Annotated in this window: 17 protein-coding genes and 1 pseudogene; 16 read left to right on the top strand and 2 right to left on the bottom strand. The window is 41.7% G+C overall.

Features of this window, described 5'->3' with window-relative positions; translation table 11 throughout:
• Position 1: 1 nt before the first annotated feature.
• From A3GS_RS0100840 to A3GS_RS0100805, 8 genes and pseudogenes are all read left to right on the top strand, one after another.
• Positions 2 to 190, top strand: a complete 189-nt coding sequence (locus A3GS_RS0100840) for a DNA-directed RNA polymerase subunit beta (RefSeq protein ID WP_018363540.1) — start codon at positions 2 to 4, stop codon at positions 188 to 190.
• A 31-nt stretch (positions 191 to 221) separates the two neighbouring features.
• Positions 222 to 1100, top strand: coding sequence for a DNA/RNA non-specific endonuclease (locus A3GS_RS0100835; protein ID WP_018363539.1), 879 nt, complete (start codon positions 222 to 224; stop codon positions 1098 to 1100).
• Positions 1101 to 1374: 274 nt separating this feature from the next.
• Positions 1375 to 2415, top strand: a complete 1041-nt coding sequence (gene pheS, locus A3GS_RS0100830; protein ID WP_018363538.1) for a phenylalanine--tRNA ligase subunit alpha — start codon at positions 1375 to 1377, stop codon at positions 2413 to 2415.
• 3 nt (positions 2416 to 2418) lie between these two features.
• Entirely contained in the window at positions 2419 to 2940 is a 522-nt protein-coding gene (locus A3GS_RS0100825) for a GNAT family N-acetyltransferase (protein WP_018363537.1), read from the top strand.
• 295 nt (positions 2941 to 3235) lie between these two features.
• A complete protein-coding gene (gene pheT, locus A3GS_RS0100820; protein ID WP_018363536.1) occupies positions 3236 to 5641 on the top strand; it encodes a phenylalanine--tRNA ligase subunit beta in 2406 nt (801 codons plus the stop codon).
• A gap of 99 nt (positions 5642 to 5740) precedes the next feature.
• Positions 5741 to 6238: a YkgJ family cysteine cluster protein gene (locus A3GS_RS0100815; RefSeq protein WP_018363535.1), complete on the top strand. Its 498-nt coding sequence runs from the start codon at positions 5741 to 5743 to the stop codon at positions 6236 to 6238.
• Between the two features lie 74 nt (positions 6239 to 6312).
• Positions 6313 to 6618, top strand: a pseudogene (locus A3GS_RS12605) (ABC transporter permease); the annotation flags it as partial.
• A 21-nt stretch (positions 6619 to 6639) separates the two neighbouring features.
• On the top strand, positions 6640 to 7278 hold the full coding sequence (locus A3GS_RS0100805) for a TetR/AcrR family transcriptional regulator (protein WP_018363533.1): 639 nt from the start codon (positions 6640 to 6642) through the stop codon (positions 7276 to 7278).
• A gap of 454 nt (positions 7279 to 7732) precedes the next feature.
• Here the strand turns inward: A3GS_RS0100805 and ypfJ are convergent, their stop codons facing one another.
• Entirely contained in the window at positions 7733 to 8638 is a 906-nt protein-coding gene (ypfJ, locus tag A3GS_RS0100800; RefSeq protein ID WP_018363532.1) for a KPN_02809 family neutral zinc metallopeptidase, read from the bottom strand.
• Between the two features lie 243 nt (positions 8639 to 8881).
• Here ypfJ and A3GS_RS0100795 point away from each other — a divergent pair, with 243 nt between their 5' ends.
• Together A3GS_RS0100795 and pynA are read left to right on the top strand one after the other, a co-directional pair.
• Positions 8882 to 9508: a nitroreductase family protein gene (locus A3GS_RS0100795; protein WP_018363531.1), complete on the top strand. Its 627-nt coding sequence runs from the start codon at positions 8882 to 8884 to the stop codon at positions 9506 to 9508.
• Positions 9509 to 10071: 563 nt separating this feature from the next.
• A complete protein-coding gene (gene pynA, locus A3GS_RS0100790) occupies positions 10072 to 10758 on the top strand; it encodes a pyrimidine 5'-nucleotidase PynA (RefSeq protein WP_018363530.1) in 687 nt (228 codons plus the stop codon).
• Between the two features lie 32 nt (positions 10759 to 10790).
• Here the strand turns inward: pynA and A3GS_RS0100785 are convergent, their stop codons facing one another.
• On the bottom strand, positions 10791 to 11297 hold the full coding sequence (locus A3GS_RS0100785; protein ID WP_018363529.1) for an HdeD family acid-resistance protein: 507 nt from the start codon (positions 11295 to 11297) through the stop codon (positions 10791 to 10793).
• 190 nt (positions 11298 to 11487) lie between these two features.
• Between A3GS_RS0100785 and A3GS_RS0100780 the strand changes: the two genes are divergently transcribed.
• The 6 genes from A3GS_RS0100780 to A3GS_RS0100755 all read left to right on the top strand — a co-directional run bounded on the left by A3GS_RS0100780 (position 11488) and on the right by A3GS_RS0100755 (position 16852).
• A complete protein-coding gene (locus tag A3GS_RS0100780) occupies positions 11488 to 13338 on the top strand; it encodes an APC family permease (RefSeq protein ID WP_018363528.1) in 1851 nt (616 codons plus the stop codon).
• A gap of 191 nt (positions 13339 to 13529) precedes the next feature.
• A complete protein-coding gene (gdhA, locus tag A3GS_RS0100775; protein WP_018363527.1) occupies positions 13530 to 14882 on the top strand; it encodes an NADP-specific glutamate dehydrogenase in 1353 nt (450 codons plus the stop codon).
• A 201-nt stretch (positions 14883 to 15083) separates the two neighbouring features.
• A complete protein-coding gene (locus A3GS_RS13265) occupies positions 15084 to 15227 on the top strand; it encodes a GNAT family N-acetyltransferase (RefSeq protein WP_018363526.1) in 144 nt (47 codons plus the stop codon).
• Between the two features lie 186 nt (positions 15228 to 15413).
• On the top strand, positions 15414 to 15917 hold the full coding sequence (locus A3GS_RS11230) for a phosphoglycerate mutase family protein (protein WP_205617695.1): 504 nt from the start codon (positions 15414 to 15416) through the stop codon (positions 15915 to 15917).
• A gap of 217 nt (positions 15918 to 16134) precedes the next feature.
• Complete coding sequence (locus A3GS_RS12995) at positions 16135 to 16326, top strand: GNAT family N-acetyltransferase (protein ID WP_420805149.1); 192 nt, start codon at positions 16135 to 16137, stop codon at positions 16324 to 16326.
• 115 nt (positions 16327 to 16441) lie between these two features.
• Positions 16442 to 16852, top strand: coding sequence for a peptide deformylase (locus A3GS_RS0100755; RefSeq protein WP_018363523.1), 411 nt, complete (start codon positions 16442 to 16444; stop codon positions 16850 to 16852).
• The last annotated feature ends 56 nt before the right edge of the window (positions 16853 to 16908 follow it).

Genomic DNA, 16908 nt, shown 5'->3' with positions numbered 1-16908 from the left:
AATGAATACTGGTTGGCGTTATGTTCTCAAGCAATGTCTCTTGGTTCTTTTAGTCGCTGTCCTCTGTGTCCTCTTCTTGGCCATCGGGCTTATGTTGGGTTACAGTGTGTTTGGCGATGGGAAGAATCCCTTCTCCATCTTATCAACGGAAAAGTGGGTGTCAATTATCAATAAATTTACAGGAAAGTAGGCTTGACCTACTTTTTCTATGAAAGGAAATAATGGCTAAGAAAAAAAAGACACAGAAATCCATCTGGTCAACAGTGGCAGTCCTTGTGACCCTGTTAGTTACTTTTATCGCTACCAGCGATGTGTTGCCTAAAGATAATCCTATTAAGCAAGTGGCAACGAGACTGGTTAGTCAGGACAAGAGGGCTCAGTCAAGGCGTATTTCTCATGTCAGTAGCGACAGTTCAGACAAAACACCGTCTAAAGCGCTAGCTTCAAGCGTCTTGAGCTCATCTGTCAAGGAACAATTGGGGGCAGACATCACATGGAATGAAGCGGGAGCTTTTATCATCAATAATAATAAAACCAAACTTGATGCCAAGGTATCTAGCCAGCCTTATGCTAATAATCGAACTAAGACTGTGCAGGGGCAGACAGTGCCATCGGTTGCCAATGCTCTGCTGGCAAGGTCAACGCGCCAATATCGTAATCGCGAGGAGACGGGAAATGGTTCGACTTCGTGGACGCCAGCGGGGTGGCATCAGCTACACGACTTGTCGGGGGCTTATGACCACGCTATTGACCGGGGGCATTTGTTGGGTTACGCTTTGGTTGGTGGTTTGAGAGGCTTCGATGCCTCAACCAGTAATGCTCAAAACGTTGCGGTTCAGACGGCTTGGGCTAATCAGGCCAGCAGTCCGGAGTCAACGGGGCAAAATTACTACGAAGGACTTGTCCGTCGGGCTCTTGATAATAATAAACGTGTCCGTTACCGTGTTACTCTGATTTATGATGGGGACAATCTCATTGCCAGTGGCAGTCATCTGGAAGCCAAGTCTTCAGACGGCAGTTTAGAATTTAATGTTTTTGTTCCCAATGTGCAGAATGGCTTGACCATTAATTATTATTCGGGGGAGATCAAGGAGAACTAAAAGCCTACCTTGTCAAAATTCTAATTTTTTGCTAGAATAGAATCAATTAAATACTGTTCTGTGAGACTAGTAGCTTTATGGCAATCTGTCAGGGAATGTTGGTCGTGGACTGGAAGCCAACTAGATGAAAGTTTAGTGAATTCACTCACTAAAGGAACACTAATTGAGGTCTGATTATCAGATAAAAACGGATGGTACCGCGTGTCAACGCTCCGACAATGGAGTTTTGGCACGTTTTTTTGTTAGTTAGCTATTCAAATTTTTTGGAGGGAAAATGGATTTACAAGCACAATTGGAAGAGTTGAAAGTTTCGACTCAAGCAAAATTGAAAGAAATGAACGGTAACCACGCTAAGGAATTGCAAGATTTGCGTGTTTCTGTTTTGGGTAAAAAGGGCTCTTTGACAGAGTTACTTAAAGGGCTGAAAGATTTGTCAAACGATCTTCGTCCTGTTGTCGGCAAACAAGTCAATGAAGTGCGTGATGTCTTAACACAAGCCTTTGAAGAGCAGGCTAAAATTGTTGAGGCTGCTAAAATCAAGGCGCAGCTGGAGTCTGAAAGTATCGACGTGACCTTGCCAGGCCGTCAAATGAACCTCGGTCACCGTCATGTTTTGACACAAACTAGCGAAGAAATTGAAGATATATTCCTAGGCATGGGCTTTCAAGTGGTTGATGGTTACGAAGTTGAACAAGATTATTACAATTTTGAACGTATGAATTTACCAAAGGACCATCCTGCGCGTGATATGCAAGATACTTTCTACATCACTGAAGAAATTTTGCTTCGTACACACACTTCACCAGTCCAAGCGCGTACCATGGATAAGCACGATTTTTCTAAGGGGCCTTTGAAGATGATCTCACCAGGGCGCGTTTTCCGTCGTGATACTGATGATGCAACTCACTCGCATCAATTCCACCAAATCGAAGGTTTGGTTGTCGGTGAAAGTATCTCGATGGGGGATCTTAAAGGGACTCTTGAGTTGATTTCACAAAAAATGTTTGGTGCCGACCGCAAAATTCGTCTTCGCCCATCTTATTTCCCATTCACTGAGCCATCTGTTGAAGTTGATGTATCATGTTTCAAATGTGGTGGTAAAGGCTGTAACGTCTGCAAGAGGACTGGATGGATTGAAATCCTTGGTGCTGGAATGGTTCACCCAAGTGTTTTGGAAATGTCTGGTGTAGACTCAGAAAAATACTCTGGCTTTGCCTTTGGTCTAGGTCAAGAACGTATTGCCATGCTTCGCTATGGCATTAACGACATCCGTGGCTTCTATCAAGGGGATGTTCGCTTTACAGAACAGTTCTAAGTCATGGCTGAAATCAGTTTTAAACGAGCTGGACTTGAGGATGTTGATGCTCTCCAAGCCATAGCTATTCAAACCTATGGTGAAACCTTTGGAAATGAGAGTTCTGAAGAAGACTTGGCAAGATTTTACCAAGAAACCTATGCCTTGTCAGTCTTGGAAGCAGAAGTTGTACATCCAGAATCGGAAACCTACCTTGTCTATCTTGGTGAAGACTTAGCTGCTTATCTCAAAGTCAATTGGGGTGATGCGCAGACAGAGCATGAATTGAAGAGTGCTTTTGAAATCCAACGGATTTATGTTCTAAGAGCTTTTCAAGGCCAGGGACTAGGTAAGGCAACCTTCACATTTGCCATGGACCGAGCTTATCAATCAGGCTTGGATTGGGTTTGGCTAGGCGTGTGGGAATTTAACTATAAAGCCCAAAACCTTTACGAATCCTTCGGTTTTGTAAAATTCTCCGAACATCAATTCATTGTCGGAGAACAAGTAGACACCGACTGGCTACTCAAAAAACGTTTGAAGTAGTGGTCTAAGGAAGAAAAACTCACTTAGCTTAATCGCAGCAACAGCGCGAACAAGGTGAGCGCAAGTAAAAATAATTTTTCTTTGTAGTGGAATGACTAGCAATAACAAAGTAATGATTAGTTGTGAAAAAACTCGAAATCTCAGCCCTTAGTTTAGGGATATTTTGGCGTCTTGAAAATGTTATCAAAGGTGCTAGAGAGAAAAGTCTAGTTTTGACCATTCATCCGTTGTGAGTCGCTTGCTTCCGCCACGACAAAAGAAAAGTATCAAAAGAATAAAGACAGAAAGAGATTACATGTTAGTATCATACAAATGGTTAAAAGAATTGGTCGATGTGGATGTCACAACGGCTGAACTTGCTGAAAAAATGTCAACAACAGGTATTGAAGTTGAAGGTGTGGAAACACCGGCTGAAGGCTTGTCAAAATTGGTCGTAGGGCACGTTTTATCATGTGAAGATGTGCCCGAAACACACTTACACCTTTGCCAAGTGGACACTGGTGATGAGGAACCTCGCCAAATCGTCTGCGGTGCGCCAAATGTTAAAGCAGGCATCAAGGTTATCGTTGCTGTACCAGGTGCTCGCATCGCTGACAACTACAAAATCAAAAAAGGGAAAATCCGTGGCATGGAGTCTCTTGGGATGATTTGCTCGTTGCAAGAGCTTGGCTTGCCAGACAGCATTATTCCAAAGGAATTTTCAGATGGTATCCAAATCTTGCCTGAAGATGCTGTTCCTGGCGATAACATTTTCCCATACCTTGATTTGGATGACGAAATTATCGAACTTTCCATCACGCCAAATCGTGCAGACGCTCTTTCTATGCGTGGGGTAGCCTATGAAGTAGCTGCTATCTACGGCAAAGATGTGCATTTTGAAGAGAAATCAGTGATAGAAGTAGCTGATAAAGCGGCTGACAAAATTTCCGTTGCTATTGAATCCGACAAGGTCTTGACTTACATGGCCCGCGTGGTCGAAAATGTGACCGTTAAACCAAGCCCGCAGTGGCTTCAAAATAGGCTCATGAATGCAGGTATCCGCCCAATCAATAACGTGGTCGATGTCACTAACTATGTGCTTTTGACTTACGGACAACCAATGCACGCCTTTGATTTGGATAAATTTGATGGCTCTGCCATCGTGGCGCGTGAGGCTATCGCAGGTGAGAAACTTGTGACACTTGATGGTGAAGAACGTGAATTAGTTGCTGGTGACTTGGTGATTACGGTTAATAACAAGCCTGTTGCTCTTGCCGGCGTCATGGGCGGTCAATCAACTGAGATTGATGAAACTTCTAAAAATGTTGTCCTTGAAGCAGCAGTCTTTGATGGCACATCAATCCGTAAAACAAGTGGCCGTCTCAATCTTCGTTCAGAAAGCTCGTCACGCTTTGAAAAAGGCATCAACTATGCGACTGTTGCAGAAGCTCTTGACTTTGCAGCTGCTATGTTGACTGACTTGGCTGGTGGTCAAGTCCTTGCTGGTCAAGTGGCTGCAGGTTCTGTACCGACTGAACCAGTCCAAGTCTCAACAACGCTGGACTATGTCAACACTCGCTTGGGAACTGAATTGACATACGCTGACATTGAAGATGTTTTTGCCAAACTTGGTTTTGGTGTGACAGGCGATGCGGAAAAATTCACTGTTTCTGTACCGCGTCGTCGTTGGGATATTTCAATCCAAGCTGACTTAGTGGAAGAGATTGCTCGTATTTACGGCTATGAAAAACTTCCAACTACACTTCCAGAAGCTGGTGCTACTGCTGGTGAATTGACCGTGACACAAAAGCTCCGTCGCAGAGTGCGTACGATTGCTGAAGGTGCTGGTTTATCAGAAATTATCTCTTATGCTCTGACAACACCTGAAAAAGCCGTTGAATTTACAACAGTTCCTACAAATGTGACCGAGCTCATGTGGCCAATGTCTGTTGAACGCTCTGCTCTTCGCCAAAACGTTGTATCAGGTATGCTGGATACGGTAGCCTACAATGTCGCTCGTAAAAATAGCAATCTTGCTATCTACGAAATCGGTAAAGTCTTTGAACAACCAGGTAATCCAAAAGAAAAATTACCAAATGAGGTTGAAAAATTTGCCTTTGCTCTTACTGGCTTGGTTGCTGAGAAAGATTTCCAAACCAAAGCAACGCCAGTTGACTTCTTCTATGCTAAAGGTATTGTGGAAGCCTTGGCTGCCAAACTTGGATTGACATTTGACTTTGTCGCTGAAAAAGGTTTGGCAAGCATGCACCCAGGTCGTACAGCAGCTATCTTGCTAGATGGTCAAACGGTTGGTTTTGTAGGGCAAGTGCATCCGCAAACAGCTAAAAACTACAATGTTCCAGAAACTTATGTGGCTGAAATCAATTTGACTGCTGTTGAAGCAAACTTGAGTAATGACCATGTCTTTGTTGAAATCACTAAATTCCCAGCAGTTTCACGAGATATCGCCCTGCTTGTCTCAGCAGAAACAAGTCACAAGGATATCGTTGAAGCTATCAAGGCTGCTGGTGTGAAACGTTTGACTGGCATCAAACTTTTCGATGTTTATGCAGGAAGTAACATTGTCGCAGGCTTCAAATCAATGGCTTACAGTTTGACCTTCCAAAATCCAACTGACAACTTGACTGATGAAGAAGTCGCTAAATACATGGAAAAAATCACCAAAGCTTTGACAGAACAAGTCGGAGCAGAGGTGCGCTAAGGTAAAAATCCGCCTTTTGAGGTGGATTTTTTGCTCACCTGATGAGATAGCTATTTTATGCTATAATGCTAATAAGTTACTTTACTTAGAAAGAAGCCTATGACACAAACGATAGATATTGAGAGATACCATGACTTAGCCCTGCAAAAGCAGAAGGAGCACCGAAAATTTCTGGCGAGTCTTAAGAAGAAATCACCTAAGAATCTGGACAAGCTAGTACAGGAAATTCACACGGAGGTTTTTAATGAGATTGATTGTACCAAGTGCGCCAATTGTTGTAGGACGCTGGGGCCTGATTTTACGGAGGCTGACATTACGCGCATTGCCAAACATTTTCGCATGAAATTACCAGTCTTTGAGGAGATATATTTGAAAGTTGACGAAGACGGTGATAAGGTTTTCCAGGCCATGCCTTGTCCTTTTCTGGGGCCAGATAATCTCTGCGACATCTATGATGTTCGTCCCAAGGCCTGCGCAGCCTTTCCCCATACAGACCGCAAGAAAATTTACCAAATTAACCACCTAACGATTAAAAATACCCTCTTCTGTCCCGCAGCCTATCTCTTTGTAGAAAAGCTGAGCGAGCGCATGAAGTGAGTTGGGAAAGCCAGAAAGAGAGCGATGGGAATATTTACGCCATAAACCATCAAACCAAGTTAGTTGAACTCTAACTTGGTTTTTCTTTTTTATTGTCTACTTTAGCTAAGTCTGAATTCCAAATGATGCAGTTTATTCCGATTGTTGTCATTCCACAACTCTTTTTCTCAGGTCTCATTCCGTTAGATAGTATGGCGGATTGGGTGCAAGTACTTGGAAAATTCCTCCCCTTATCCTATTCAGGTCATGCTCTCACTCAAGTTATGCTTTGGGGTAAGGGTTGGTCAAGTATTGATGCAGACTTAGGGGTTCTCTTAATTTTCCTACTCACTCTGAACATTTTAAATGTATTTGGGTTAAGACGGTATCGTAAGGTATAATAATTTTGTAAGGAGACTATTATGGTAGAAAAATTCCATTTTCCAACTTATGCTGAACAATTAGAAACTTTGAAAATGCCTGCAGGACGTAGGAAAGCCATGCTGGCCGGTATTAAACTGTTTGCAAAGCAAGGCTATCATGCCACCTCAACTGTGCAAATTGCTCAGGAGGCTGGCATTAGTCAGGCCACTATTTTCAAATATTTTAAGACCAAGGAAGACTTGTTATTAGGCATCTGTGAGCCAATGGTTGAGTTGGTTGGTCGTCCTTTCATTGACAAACTAACAAGTCTTTCAGACTTAGAGGATATGATTCACTTTTTTGTTCGAGATCGCTATGCCTTTGTTTCTGCTAATATTGATCTTGTGAAAATTGTTTCTCAGGAAATCTTTATTTCATTTGGTCTTCGTCAGATCATCCTAAAAGATTTTCAAAAGGTTTTCCTTGATACTCATCAACTTATCGCCAACTTAAGAAAGAATAATCCAACTATAGCTAAAGACCTCTCTGACCTAGATATTATCAGAATCTTTGTCGGCCCACTTTTTACCTATATTGTTCAACGTCACTTTCTTAATATTCCGAGTCAGGATGAAAACAGAGACTTAGAATTAGTTGAAAGACAGGTTTTGCAAAGTTTAATAGATTTGAGAAACTAGGGAATCCTTGCTCTTCTTGTGCACTGGCTCAACCAGAAAAATTTACGCTACTTTGCATTTTTCATCCCACCTTAAAAGTAGAATAGTGACTTGTCAAACTTAAAGCCATACTCATTTACTCTTTCTGCTAGCTTGCCTCTTTTTGAACAGGACTTATCTGAGAAGCTGACCATTAGCCGGAGCTTTGAATTTGTTGATCAAAATTTTTGACGGGTAGCCTCAATCTTGAATCTGCTCATCAAAAGTTTGCTGGGCTGCTGCAAGTTTTGAATCTGTTCGTCAGAATTTTTGATGGGCCACTATACCTCTGAAACGACTTGTCTGAGTTTGCGAATGGCTATTAGTTGGGCAGGACATAGCATAGATAAAGAACAAGAGCGCTGATATTTCAGTGCTCTTGTTCTTTATCTATTTGTATTAGGCTGTTTGGATAGTGAATTTGGCTTGCTCTGCTTTATGGATTGGTGGTGCTGAAAGTGTCACCGTGCTCAATATCCCCGTATTGATAGCCTCGTTGGAACCAGTGCTGACGTTGCTCAGATGTGCCATGGGTGAAACTGTCAGGCACACTGTAACCGTAAGCCTGTTTTTGCAAGGTGTCATCTCCGACCGCATTGGCAGCGGTCATGGCTTCTTCAAAATCGCCCTTATCCAAAATGCCTTGTCCTTGCACATAGTGTGCCCAAGCACCTGCATAGTAGTCAGCTTGCAGTTCTAGGCGAACGTTAAGAGCGTTGGCCTCTTTTTCGGACAAGCTTTGACGGTCTTGATTATATTTTGCCATAGTACCTAACTTGGTCTGGATGTGGTGGCCAATTTCATGAGCGATGACATAGGCCATGGCAAAATCTCCCTTAGCTCCGTATTTGTTGCCCAAGTCATTATAAAATGAAATGTCCAGATAAACCTTCTTGTCGCCTGAACAGTAGAAAGGTCCCATGGATGCCTGTCCCTGCCCGCAGGCCGTCTGGATGGAATCCGTATAAAGGACCAACTTGGGATCTTGGTAGGCGTCAAGTCCTTCCTTTTCAAACTCCTTTGTCCAGAAGTCTTCAGTTGATCCCAGCACTTTAGAGACAAATTCAATCTGCTCCTTAGTCGCCTGACTGTCTGATTGTTGACTGACATTGGTAGACTGGTAATGATTGCTAGTTTGACTGCCATTGAAAATGCCTGACAGTCCGCCACCTCCTAGCGCCAGCAGGATAAGCAGAACAAGCAGTTTAGTCTTCCAACCTCCACGCATAAAGAGTAGCTGTAAAATGGGAAAACCAGCTCCGCCATTGCCCCCAAAAGACCTGCCAGATTCTCCGCGGCGATCCTCAACATTTGAACTTTTTCTTAAATCATCAATCTTCATTTGGAACTCCTCTGTTTTTCTCCTTCTATTATAGCCTAAGTTGGTATTTTTGTGCACCCAGTCGCTTGCTGTCCTTAGATTGATGAGAAAGTCTTTTTTTGACGCCGCATTATTGTTCAAAAGAATTTGCCAATCTTTATTTGAAAAGGGTATTAGTCAAAATCTTTGACAAATTTTCTGATGAGGTTTAGAATAGAAGACTGTCGTGCGCGACTATTTTTAATAATGGAAGGAGCTAGTAGTATGCTGACAAATGATTTTAAAGAGATTATATTTGGTCGCAAGTCTGTTAAGGTTTATGATGAAAAAGTCAAGATAAGTAAGGAAGAGATGTTGGAAATGCTTGATGAGGCCTTAACAGCACCATCTTCTGTTAATCTGCAACCTTGGCGCTTTGTCGTGGTGGACAGTGATGAAGCTAAAGCAATGTTGCGTCCTTTGGTCCGTTTTAACACCAAGCAAAATGATACTTCAGCAGCCATGATTTTGATTTTTGGTGATTTACAGCCACAAGAATACACAGATGCTATTTACGACCGTGCCGTAGCTGAAGGGAAGATGCCTAAGGAAGTACGTGACTATCAGGTTGCTGCCATCAAACCGATGTATGACCAATTGTCACAGGCTCAAATGCGTGAAGTGGTCAAAATGGATGCCAGTCTAGCAGCCATGCAGCTAATGCTGGTGGCGCGTGCTCATGGCTATGACACCAACCCCATGACAGGATTTGACCCAGAACACATGGCAGAAACATTCGGTCTTGACGCTAACCGCTATGTTCCCGTCATGATGCTATCTATCGGTAAAGCCAAGGAAACAGGCTTTGACTCTGTTCGGATTCCAGCTGAAAAAATCACCACTTTCAAATAAGGATAAGGCGAAAGTAAGCTGGTAAGCTGTTTCGCCAACTCCAACAATAAACACAAGCCAGCCCGCACCTTCTTGTGCTGATTGACTTGTGTTTTTTACTGTGTAAAATGTTGTCCTCCGAGAAATAGCTAGTGCCAAAACTTACTAGGACTTGACTGACTCTTATCAAAATCAGATTACTCAGTAGCAATGAAAATCTGCAATGGGTTAAAAATCACTATTGAGTAGCTGTTTGATAACATAAGGTTAAAATATCTAATCCAAATAAAGTGATTGCCTCTTCCTTGTTCGAGGAATCTCAGCCAAACAGACCATTTCTGGATACTTGTTGGTGGATGGGAAATCAATCTGAACAGTTTTGGAAAGGAGAAAATGGGACGGCTAGGAGCGGACCAATATCTTTTTGATTCTTTGAATGAGTAAAGGTGATTTGTTATAATGTCAGTAGAGTCATCTTCACAAAAGATTAATCATTATGGTGAGCAGACAACCTGCCAATTTCAGATCAGACTCTATGTTTGCCAAAATCCCAAAGATATTTTGGCAGAAGAGAAAGGAAAACGATGTCTTACAAATTTCTACTATTCGACCTTGATCACACCTTGCTGGATTTTGATGCGGCGGAGGATGTGGCATTAACCGAGCTTTTGGCAGAGGCGCGTGTGGACGATATTGAAGCCTACAAGGACTTCTATATTCCCATGAACAAGGCTCTCTGGGATGATTTGGCATTAAAGAAAATTTCTAAGAAAGACTTGGTCAATACTCGCTTTTCTCGTTTGTTTGCTCATTTTGGGCAGGAAGTGGATGGCAAGGCTTTTGCCTATCGTTATCAAGATTTTCTTAGTCAGCAGGGGCAGACCTTGCCTGGCGCTACGGATTTGTTGGCAGAATTGGCTGAGCAAAATTACCAGATTTTTGGTGCGACAAATGGCGTGGCCAAGATTCAAAAAGGGCGCTTAGCTAATTCGGATATTGCTCAGCACTTTGAACACATTTTTATTTCGGATGAGGTGGGTGCCCAAAAACCAGATACTGCTTTCTATCAAGCGGTAGCTTCTGGTATCACTGCTTTTGATCAGAAGCAGGCTCTCATGGTTGGTGATAGCCTGATTGCTGATATCCAAGGGGGAAATAATGCTGGCATAGACACCGTCTGGTACAATCCTGCATCCAAAGAAAATAGCAGCTCTGCTATTCCCACTTATACCATCAAGAATTATCAAGAGCTTAAGGCTCTTCTAAAATAAAAGGCGCAACCTCAAGGCTGCGCTTTTTTCTTTTAGCGAAGGGTGAAAAAGGTGTAGATAGATGAGATGCCAATGGCGATGAAAAGCAGTCCGACAAAACGTCCGATGATAGCTGCAGTCAGGATAGGTTGACCGAGTAAGACAAGACCAAAGATAATGGCGATGATGGCAGAGCCCAAAGAAGCCCCAGCTCCAGGGAAGCCTAGCCTTCTCAGTTGCAGACCGCCAAATAAACGCAAGAGGCCGCTAAGCAGTACCCAATAGGCTAAGATAGTGATGACCGCACCTGATAAAGAGAAGGCTGAGCTTGATAGCAAGATAAAGCCAAAGACGATAGACAGGATATTTTGGACAAGGAACCAAAGGCTGCGGTATTCTTTATCTGTTGTGAAATAGGCCATGAGCCCAGTAATACCAGAGATGAGGACGAAGAGAGCTAAGAACCAGCCAACCGTTGCTACTGTCACCAAAGGGTTAGTAAAGAGGTAAAAACCAGCAAGACAGGCTATAATTCCTGCCAACAAAGGAAACCATTTCATGATTATTCTCCATTCATTAGTGTTTTTATTCATTATAGGAGTAAATTAAGGAAAAGTCAAAATTTTCTTGATGTTTCTATAATCTGAATTATTAAATAAGGGTTACAAATCACTGTCTAGGGAGATAAAATATTGTCAAATGAGAAAAATAGGATTATAATGAATCGTTTTTATTTCAAAGGAGATATTTATGGTGATTGAAAGCCTAAAAAAACTATTTATTGGTAGCCCATTAGCATCAGTTGATGATTCAGATGAAGGACACTTGTTGACTAAAACACAAGCTCTGGCTATGTTATCTAGTGATGCCCTGTCTTCCATTGCATATGGTCCAGAGCAAGTGGTCTTGGTTTTGTCAGCTGTCTCAGCAGCTGCTATTTGGTGGTCTCTCCCAATTGGCCTTTTGGTCTTGATTTTACTGGCTAGTCTGACTATTTCTTACAAGCAGGTCATCCACGCCTACCCTAAGGGTGGGGGAGCCTATGTCGTATCAACTGAAAATTTATCCCCAACCATGGGATTGATTTCTGGGGGAAGTCTACTTGTCGATTATATGTTGACAGTAGCGGTCTCCGTCTCTTCTGGTGCTGATGCGCTGGCATCAGCTTTTCCCATCCTCAAGCAGCATACGCTTTTAATTGCTATCTTCTTGGTTTTGTTGCTGATGGTCATGAATCTCAGAGGGCTGCGAGAATCGGCTACGTCCTTGATGATTCCTGTTTACCTTTTTATTGTCAGCACGCTTTTTTTGATAGGTTATGGTGGCCTTCAAATTTTAACAGGTCATATTGCTTATCATGCGACAGCACATGTTGGTCAGGCTGTTTCAGGAGTATCCGTTTTCTTGTTATTGAGAGCCTTTACGAGTGGTTCGGCTTCTCTGACAGGGGTAGAAGCTATTTCAAATGCTGTTCCTTTCTTTAAAAAACCAAAAGAGAAAAATGCGGCGGCTACTTTAGGTATCATGTCGCTGATATTGGCTATTATGTTTGCGGGAATAACAGGCTTGAACTACTGGTTTGGCATTATTCCTTCAAATGATGTGACGGTCTTGGCTCAGATTGCTCAAAAAGTCTTTGGGCAATCAGTAGTCGGAAATGCCCTCTTTTACATTTTTCAATTGTCGACGGCTTTGATTCTGGCTGTTGCTGCTAACACTGGCTTTTCTGCTTTTCCAATGTTGTCATTTAACATGGCTAAGAACAAATACATGCCACACATGTTTATGGAAAAAGGGGCTCGTCTAGGTTACTCTAATGGTATTATCACCCTAGCAGTTGGAGCCATTGCCTTGCTCTTTATTTTTGAAGGCTCAACTGAACGCTTGATTCCACTTTACACCATTGGGGTCTTCATTCCTTTTGCTTTGTCACAAACTGGCATGGTTCGTCATTGGAAAAAGACTATCGGTTCAGCTTATTTGAAAAAATCCATTGCTAACATTATCGGAGCCTTCATCTGTTATGTCATCATCGGTATTTTACTTATTTTCAGACTTGGTGATATTTGGCCTTTTTTCCCAATTATCATCGCCTTACTAGTCGTGTTTAATTCTATCCGTCGCCACTATGAAAATGTCGCTTTGCAGCTTCGTCTGACAGAGGATATCAAGCATATTCACTACGATGGCAATACCGTGCTCATTTTGGTTGGCAATGTGACACAAGCCAGCATTCGGGCAGTAAATTATGCTAAAAGTATTGGTCAAACCGTGGTGGCTATGCACGTTTCAACCTTGGAGACCGCTGAAAAAGATAAGGAAATCCAAAAAGAATTTAAGGAATATTTCCCGGATGTGCATTTTGTTAATATTGACTCAGACTATAGAGATATTATTAATCCGACGGCTCAGTTTGTTGAACGGATGACTAAGGTAGCAACGGCTAAGGGACAAACCATGACAGTCATTATTCCTAAATTTATTCCAAAGCATCCTTGGCAAAATATGCTTCATAATCAGATGAGTTTACGTTTAAGAGCAAAATTAAGATGGCATGAAGATATTGTTATTGCGACCTACACTTACCATTTGAAAAAATAATTGACTCCTAGTGCCACAGTTTTGTCATGAAAGAAGAGGGAGAGATAAAAAGATTTGTTTAAGGGCTGCTGATTTACCAGCAGCTCTTAATTTGTTTTAGAAGAAAAAATACTTGACAGAAATATTCAGAAAATTTATAATATTCTTTGTAATTTAAATTACGACTTTCAATTTTCGGAGGAAATAGATATATGACAACAGGTAAAGCATATGTTGATGGCGTTTTTGCAAAAGTAAAAGCACAAAACAGTCATGAACCAGAATTTTTACAAGCAGTCGAAGAAGTGTTCCAGTCATTGGTACCAGTATTTGACAAATATCCAAAATACATCGAGGAAAATCTTTTGGAACGTTTGGTAGAACCAGAACGTATCGTTTCTTTCCGTGTTCCTTGGGTTGATGACAAAGGTCAAGTACAAGTCAACCGCGGTTTCCGTGTGCAGTTCTCATCAGCTATTGGTCCATACAAAGGTGGTCTTCGTTTCCACCCATCAGTAAACCAATCTATCATTAAATTCCTTGGTTTCGAACAAATCTTTAAAAACTCATTGACTGGTCAGCCAATCGGCGGTGGTAAAGGTGGATCAAACTTCGATCCTAAAGGTAAATCAGATAACGAAATCATGCGTTTCTGCCAAAGCTTCATGACTGAATTAAGCAAGCACATTGGTGCAGACACTGACGTTCCAGCGGGTGATATTGGTGTTGGTGGACGTGAAATTGGCTACCTCTACGGTCAATATAAACGCCTTCGCAACGAATATACTGGTGTTTTGACTGGTAAAGGTTTGACTTGGGGTGGTTCACTTGCCCGTACTGAAGCAACTGGTTACGGTGCTGTTTACTTTGCTGAGCAAATGCTTAATGCACGTGGCGAAAACTTTAATGGTAAAACAGCAGTTGTTTCAGGTGCTGGTAACGTAGCTATCTATGCTATTGAAAAATTACAAAGCCTCGGAGCTAAAGCAGTCACATGTTCTGATTCATCTGGTTTCGTTTATGACCCAGACGGAATTGACGTTGACTTATTGAAAGAAATCAAAGAAGTTAAACGTGAACGTATCATTAAATACGCAGAAGCTCGCCCAAATGCAACCTTCACACCTGCTGGTGGTGAAAAGACCGTTTGGTCTGTCAAAGCTGACTTAGCTTTCCCATGTGCAACACAAAATGAATTGAGCGAAACAGATGCTGAAACACTTGTTGCTAACGGCGTCATCGCCGTTTCAGAAGGTGCTAACATGCCTTCAACTTTGGGAGCTATTGATGTCTTCCTTAAAGCTGGTGTATCGTTTGGTCCCGCCAAAGCAGCAAACGCTGGTGGTGTAGCCGTTTCAGCTCTTGAAATGGCACAAAACAGTGGACGTACATCATGGACATTTGAAGAAGTTGATGCTAAGCTCTATGATATCATGAAAGGTATCTATGAAAACTCAGCAGCTGCAGCCAAAGAATTTGGTCAAGAAGGCAACCTTGTTGTCGGTGCCAATATCGCTGGTTTCCTTAAAGTTGCTGAAGCAATGTCAGCACAAGGTATTGTCTAACTAACTTTTGCCTCTCAATAAAATAATAATGGAAGAAGTTCTACGGAGCTTCTTTTTTGATATAATAAGCTTATGATGTACAAAACTTTTGGCTCTGAACAACTAGATCGAATAAAGGAGATATACAGTAAGATGGGCTGGACGAGCTATCTTGGAGCTAATGATGTGTTAGCGTGAGCCTTTGAGCAGAGTTTAGATGTTTTGGGCGTTTTTGACCGAAATTTTCTAGTTGGCTTTATTCGTTGCGTTGGCGACGGCGGATATATTTTGCTGATCCAAGATTTGATTATTGCAAAAGCTTATCAAAAGCAAGGCTTGGGCAGCAAATTATTTAAGGCTATTTAGGAAAAATATGCTCATGTTCGCATGTTTCAAGTGAATACTGATTTAGAAGATGAGGTTGACAACCATTTTTACCAAACTTTTGGCATGAAAAAGTTAGAGGAAGGGCACATGGTGTCTTATTGTAGGTGAGAGATAAAACATATTATAACAGTTCAACATCCCCAATCTGTTCACCATACTAATGGTATGGTTGGTTCATGGACGGATTGGGATTTGTCAGATTTTGGAAAACATCAGGCAGGACTGATTGCTGAAAAATTATCTAAAGAATTAAATGGTCGGTCCGTCAAACTATTTTCTTCAGATCTAAAACGTGCAGTTCAGCCTGCTCGGATTTTAGGAGACAAGTTGTCAGTTCAACCCATTTTGAGAACGGAATTGAGAGAAAGAAACTTGGAAAGTTGTTGCGGTCAATCTGTCACTTGGTTAAAAGAAAATCTTGAATGTGAAGAAAAAACAGTTGATGACAAGCTATTTTCTGATGCAGAAAGCCGACGAGAGGGTTGGCAGCGGCTATTTCCTTTTTATGAAACAGTCATGTTGAGTGAAGACAAGTGGACAATCATTGTGTCACACGGGGATTTGCTCAGCATTTGGAATGCTATGTTTATGAAGTTGCCTGTTGAAAGTCTGAATAACTGTCAACTTTTTGGTTACTCTGAGGTGTTACTTATATATTTGAAAAAATGATGGCAGTCGTGTGGTGAAAAGACTTAGTGATTTGCCTTATTTGGAGGCAAAATGATACCATTTTTTACAGGCAATTTCCAACTGAGTGAAAGAAAGTTTAAATGGTAACGATAAAAAAGACAAGGGGGAAAGATGCTCAAGCGATACTAGATGTTTGCAAGCAAGTTGGTTGAAAAATAGACAATCTTTCTTTTTACTTGCTGAGGAAGCATGAGAGATTGTTGGAACATGCAACTGTAGCGCCTTTAGAAAATTACGCTTGGCTCATCGTGCTGAGATTGGTATTTCAGTCAAGAAAGATTACTTGGGGAAAGGCATTGGCCGTCAACTCCTGATGGAGACGATTGCTAAGGTGCGCCAAGCAAACATAAAGCTTCTGTCACTTGAAGTAGGCAGTGATAGTAGTTGAGCAATTCATTTGTATGAAAGTCTAGGGTTTCGGTATATTGGGACTTTCAAAGATTTTATGGCAATTGATGGTCAAGCTATTGAGTTTATCATCATGATATTAGAATGGAGCAAAAATGATTAAACCAATTGTAAAAGACACTTTCTTTCTCAGTCAGTCATCTGTGGAGGCAAGTAAGGCTGATTTGTATTTAGCTGAGGATTTGCAGGATACGCTTGAAGCTAACAAGGAACATTGTGTTGGCATGGCTGCTAATATGATTGGAGTTAAGAAGCGAGTCATCATCGTTAATATGGGAATAGCCAATCTGGTTATGTTCAATCCTGTCATGATAGGAAAATCCCTACCTTTTGAGACTGAGGAATCTTGCTTGTCCTTGACGGGGTCAAGGAAAACGCTGCGTTATCAGAAGATTGACCTTAGCTTTTTTGATAAGCACTGGCAGAAACAAACCTTGACTTTAACTGGCTTTCCAGCTCAAATTTGCCAGCATGAACTAGACCATTTAGAAGGTATTATCATTTAATTTTCAAAAACAGCCTCAAACAAACGTTGATATATCAATGTTTGTTTTTATTTTCA

The organism is Streptococcus caballi DSM 19004, from assembly GCF_000379985.1.
Lineage (GTDB): Bacteria > Bacillota > Bacilli > Lactobacillales > Streptococcaceae > Streptococcus > Streptococcus caballi.
This window is presented reverse-complemented; position numbering and strand designations above follow the sequence as displayed.

Coding starts and splice junctions, on each gene's coding strand:
- A3GS_RS0100840 (WP_018363540.1), top strand. CDS start 2: ATGAATACTGGTTGGCGTTATGTTCTCAAGCAATGTCTCTTGGTTCTT.
- A3GS_RS0100835 (WP_018363539.1), top strand. CDS start 222: ATGGCTAAGAAAAAAAAGACACAGAAATCCATCTGGTCAACAGTGGCA.
- pheS (WP_018363538.1), top strand. CDS start 1,375: ATGGATTTACAAGCACAATTGGAAGAGTTGAAAGTTTCGACTCAAGCA.
- A3GS_RS0100825 (WP_018363537.1), top strand. CDS start 2,419: ATGGCTGAAATCAGTTTTAAACGAGCTGGACTTGAGGATGTTGATGCT.
- pheT (WP_018363536.1), top strand. CDS start 3,236: ATGTTAGTATCATACAAATGGTTAAAAGAATTGGTCGATGTGGATGTC.
- A3GS_RS0100815 (WP_018363535.1), top strand. CDS start 5,741: ATGACACAAACGATAGATATTGAGAGATACCATGACTTAGCCCTGCAA.
- A3GS_RS0100805 (WP_018363533.1), top strand. CDS start 6,640: ATGGTAGAAAAATTCCATTTTCCAACTTATGCTGAACAATTAGAAACT.
- ypfJ (WP_018363532.1), bottom strand. CDS start 8,638: ATGAAGATTGATGATTTAAGAAAAAGTTCAAATGTTGAGGATCGCCGC.
- A3GS_RS0100795 (WP_018363531.1), top strand. CDS start 8,882: ATGCTGACAAATGATTTTAAAGAGATTATATTTGGTCGCAAGTCTGTT.
- pynA (WP_018363530.1), top strand. CDS start 10,072: ATGTCTTACAAATTTCTACTATTCGACCTTGATCACACCTTGCTGGAT.
- A3GS_RS0100785 (WP_018363529.1), bottom strand. CDS start 11,297: ATGAAATGGTTTCCTTTGTTGGCAGGAATTATAGCCTGTCTTGCTGGT.
- A3GS_RS0100780 (WP_018363528.1), top strand. CDS start 11,488: ATGGTGATTGAAAGCCTAAAAAAACTATTTATTGGTAGCCCATTAGCA.
- gdhA (WP_018363527.1), top strand. CDS start 13,530: ATGACAACAGGTAAAGCATATGTTGATGGCGTTTTTGCAAAAGTAAAA.
- A3GS_RS11230 (WP_205617695.1), top strand. CDS start 15,414: ATGGTTGGTTCATGGACGGATTGGGATTTGTCAGATTTTGGAAAACAT.
- A3GS_RS0100755 (WP_018363523.1), top strand. CDS start 16,442: ATGATTAAACCAATTGTAAAAGACACTTTCTTTCTCAGTCAGTCATCT.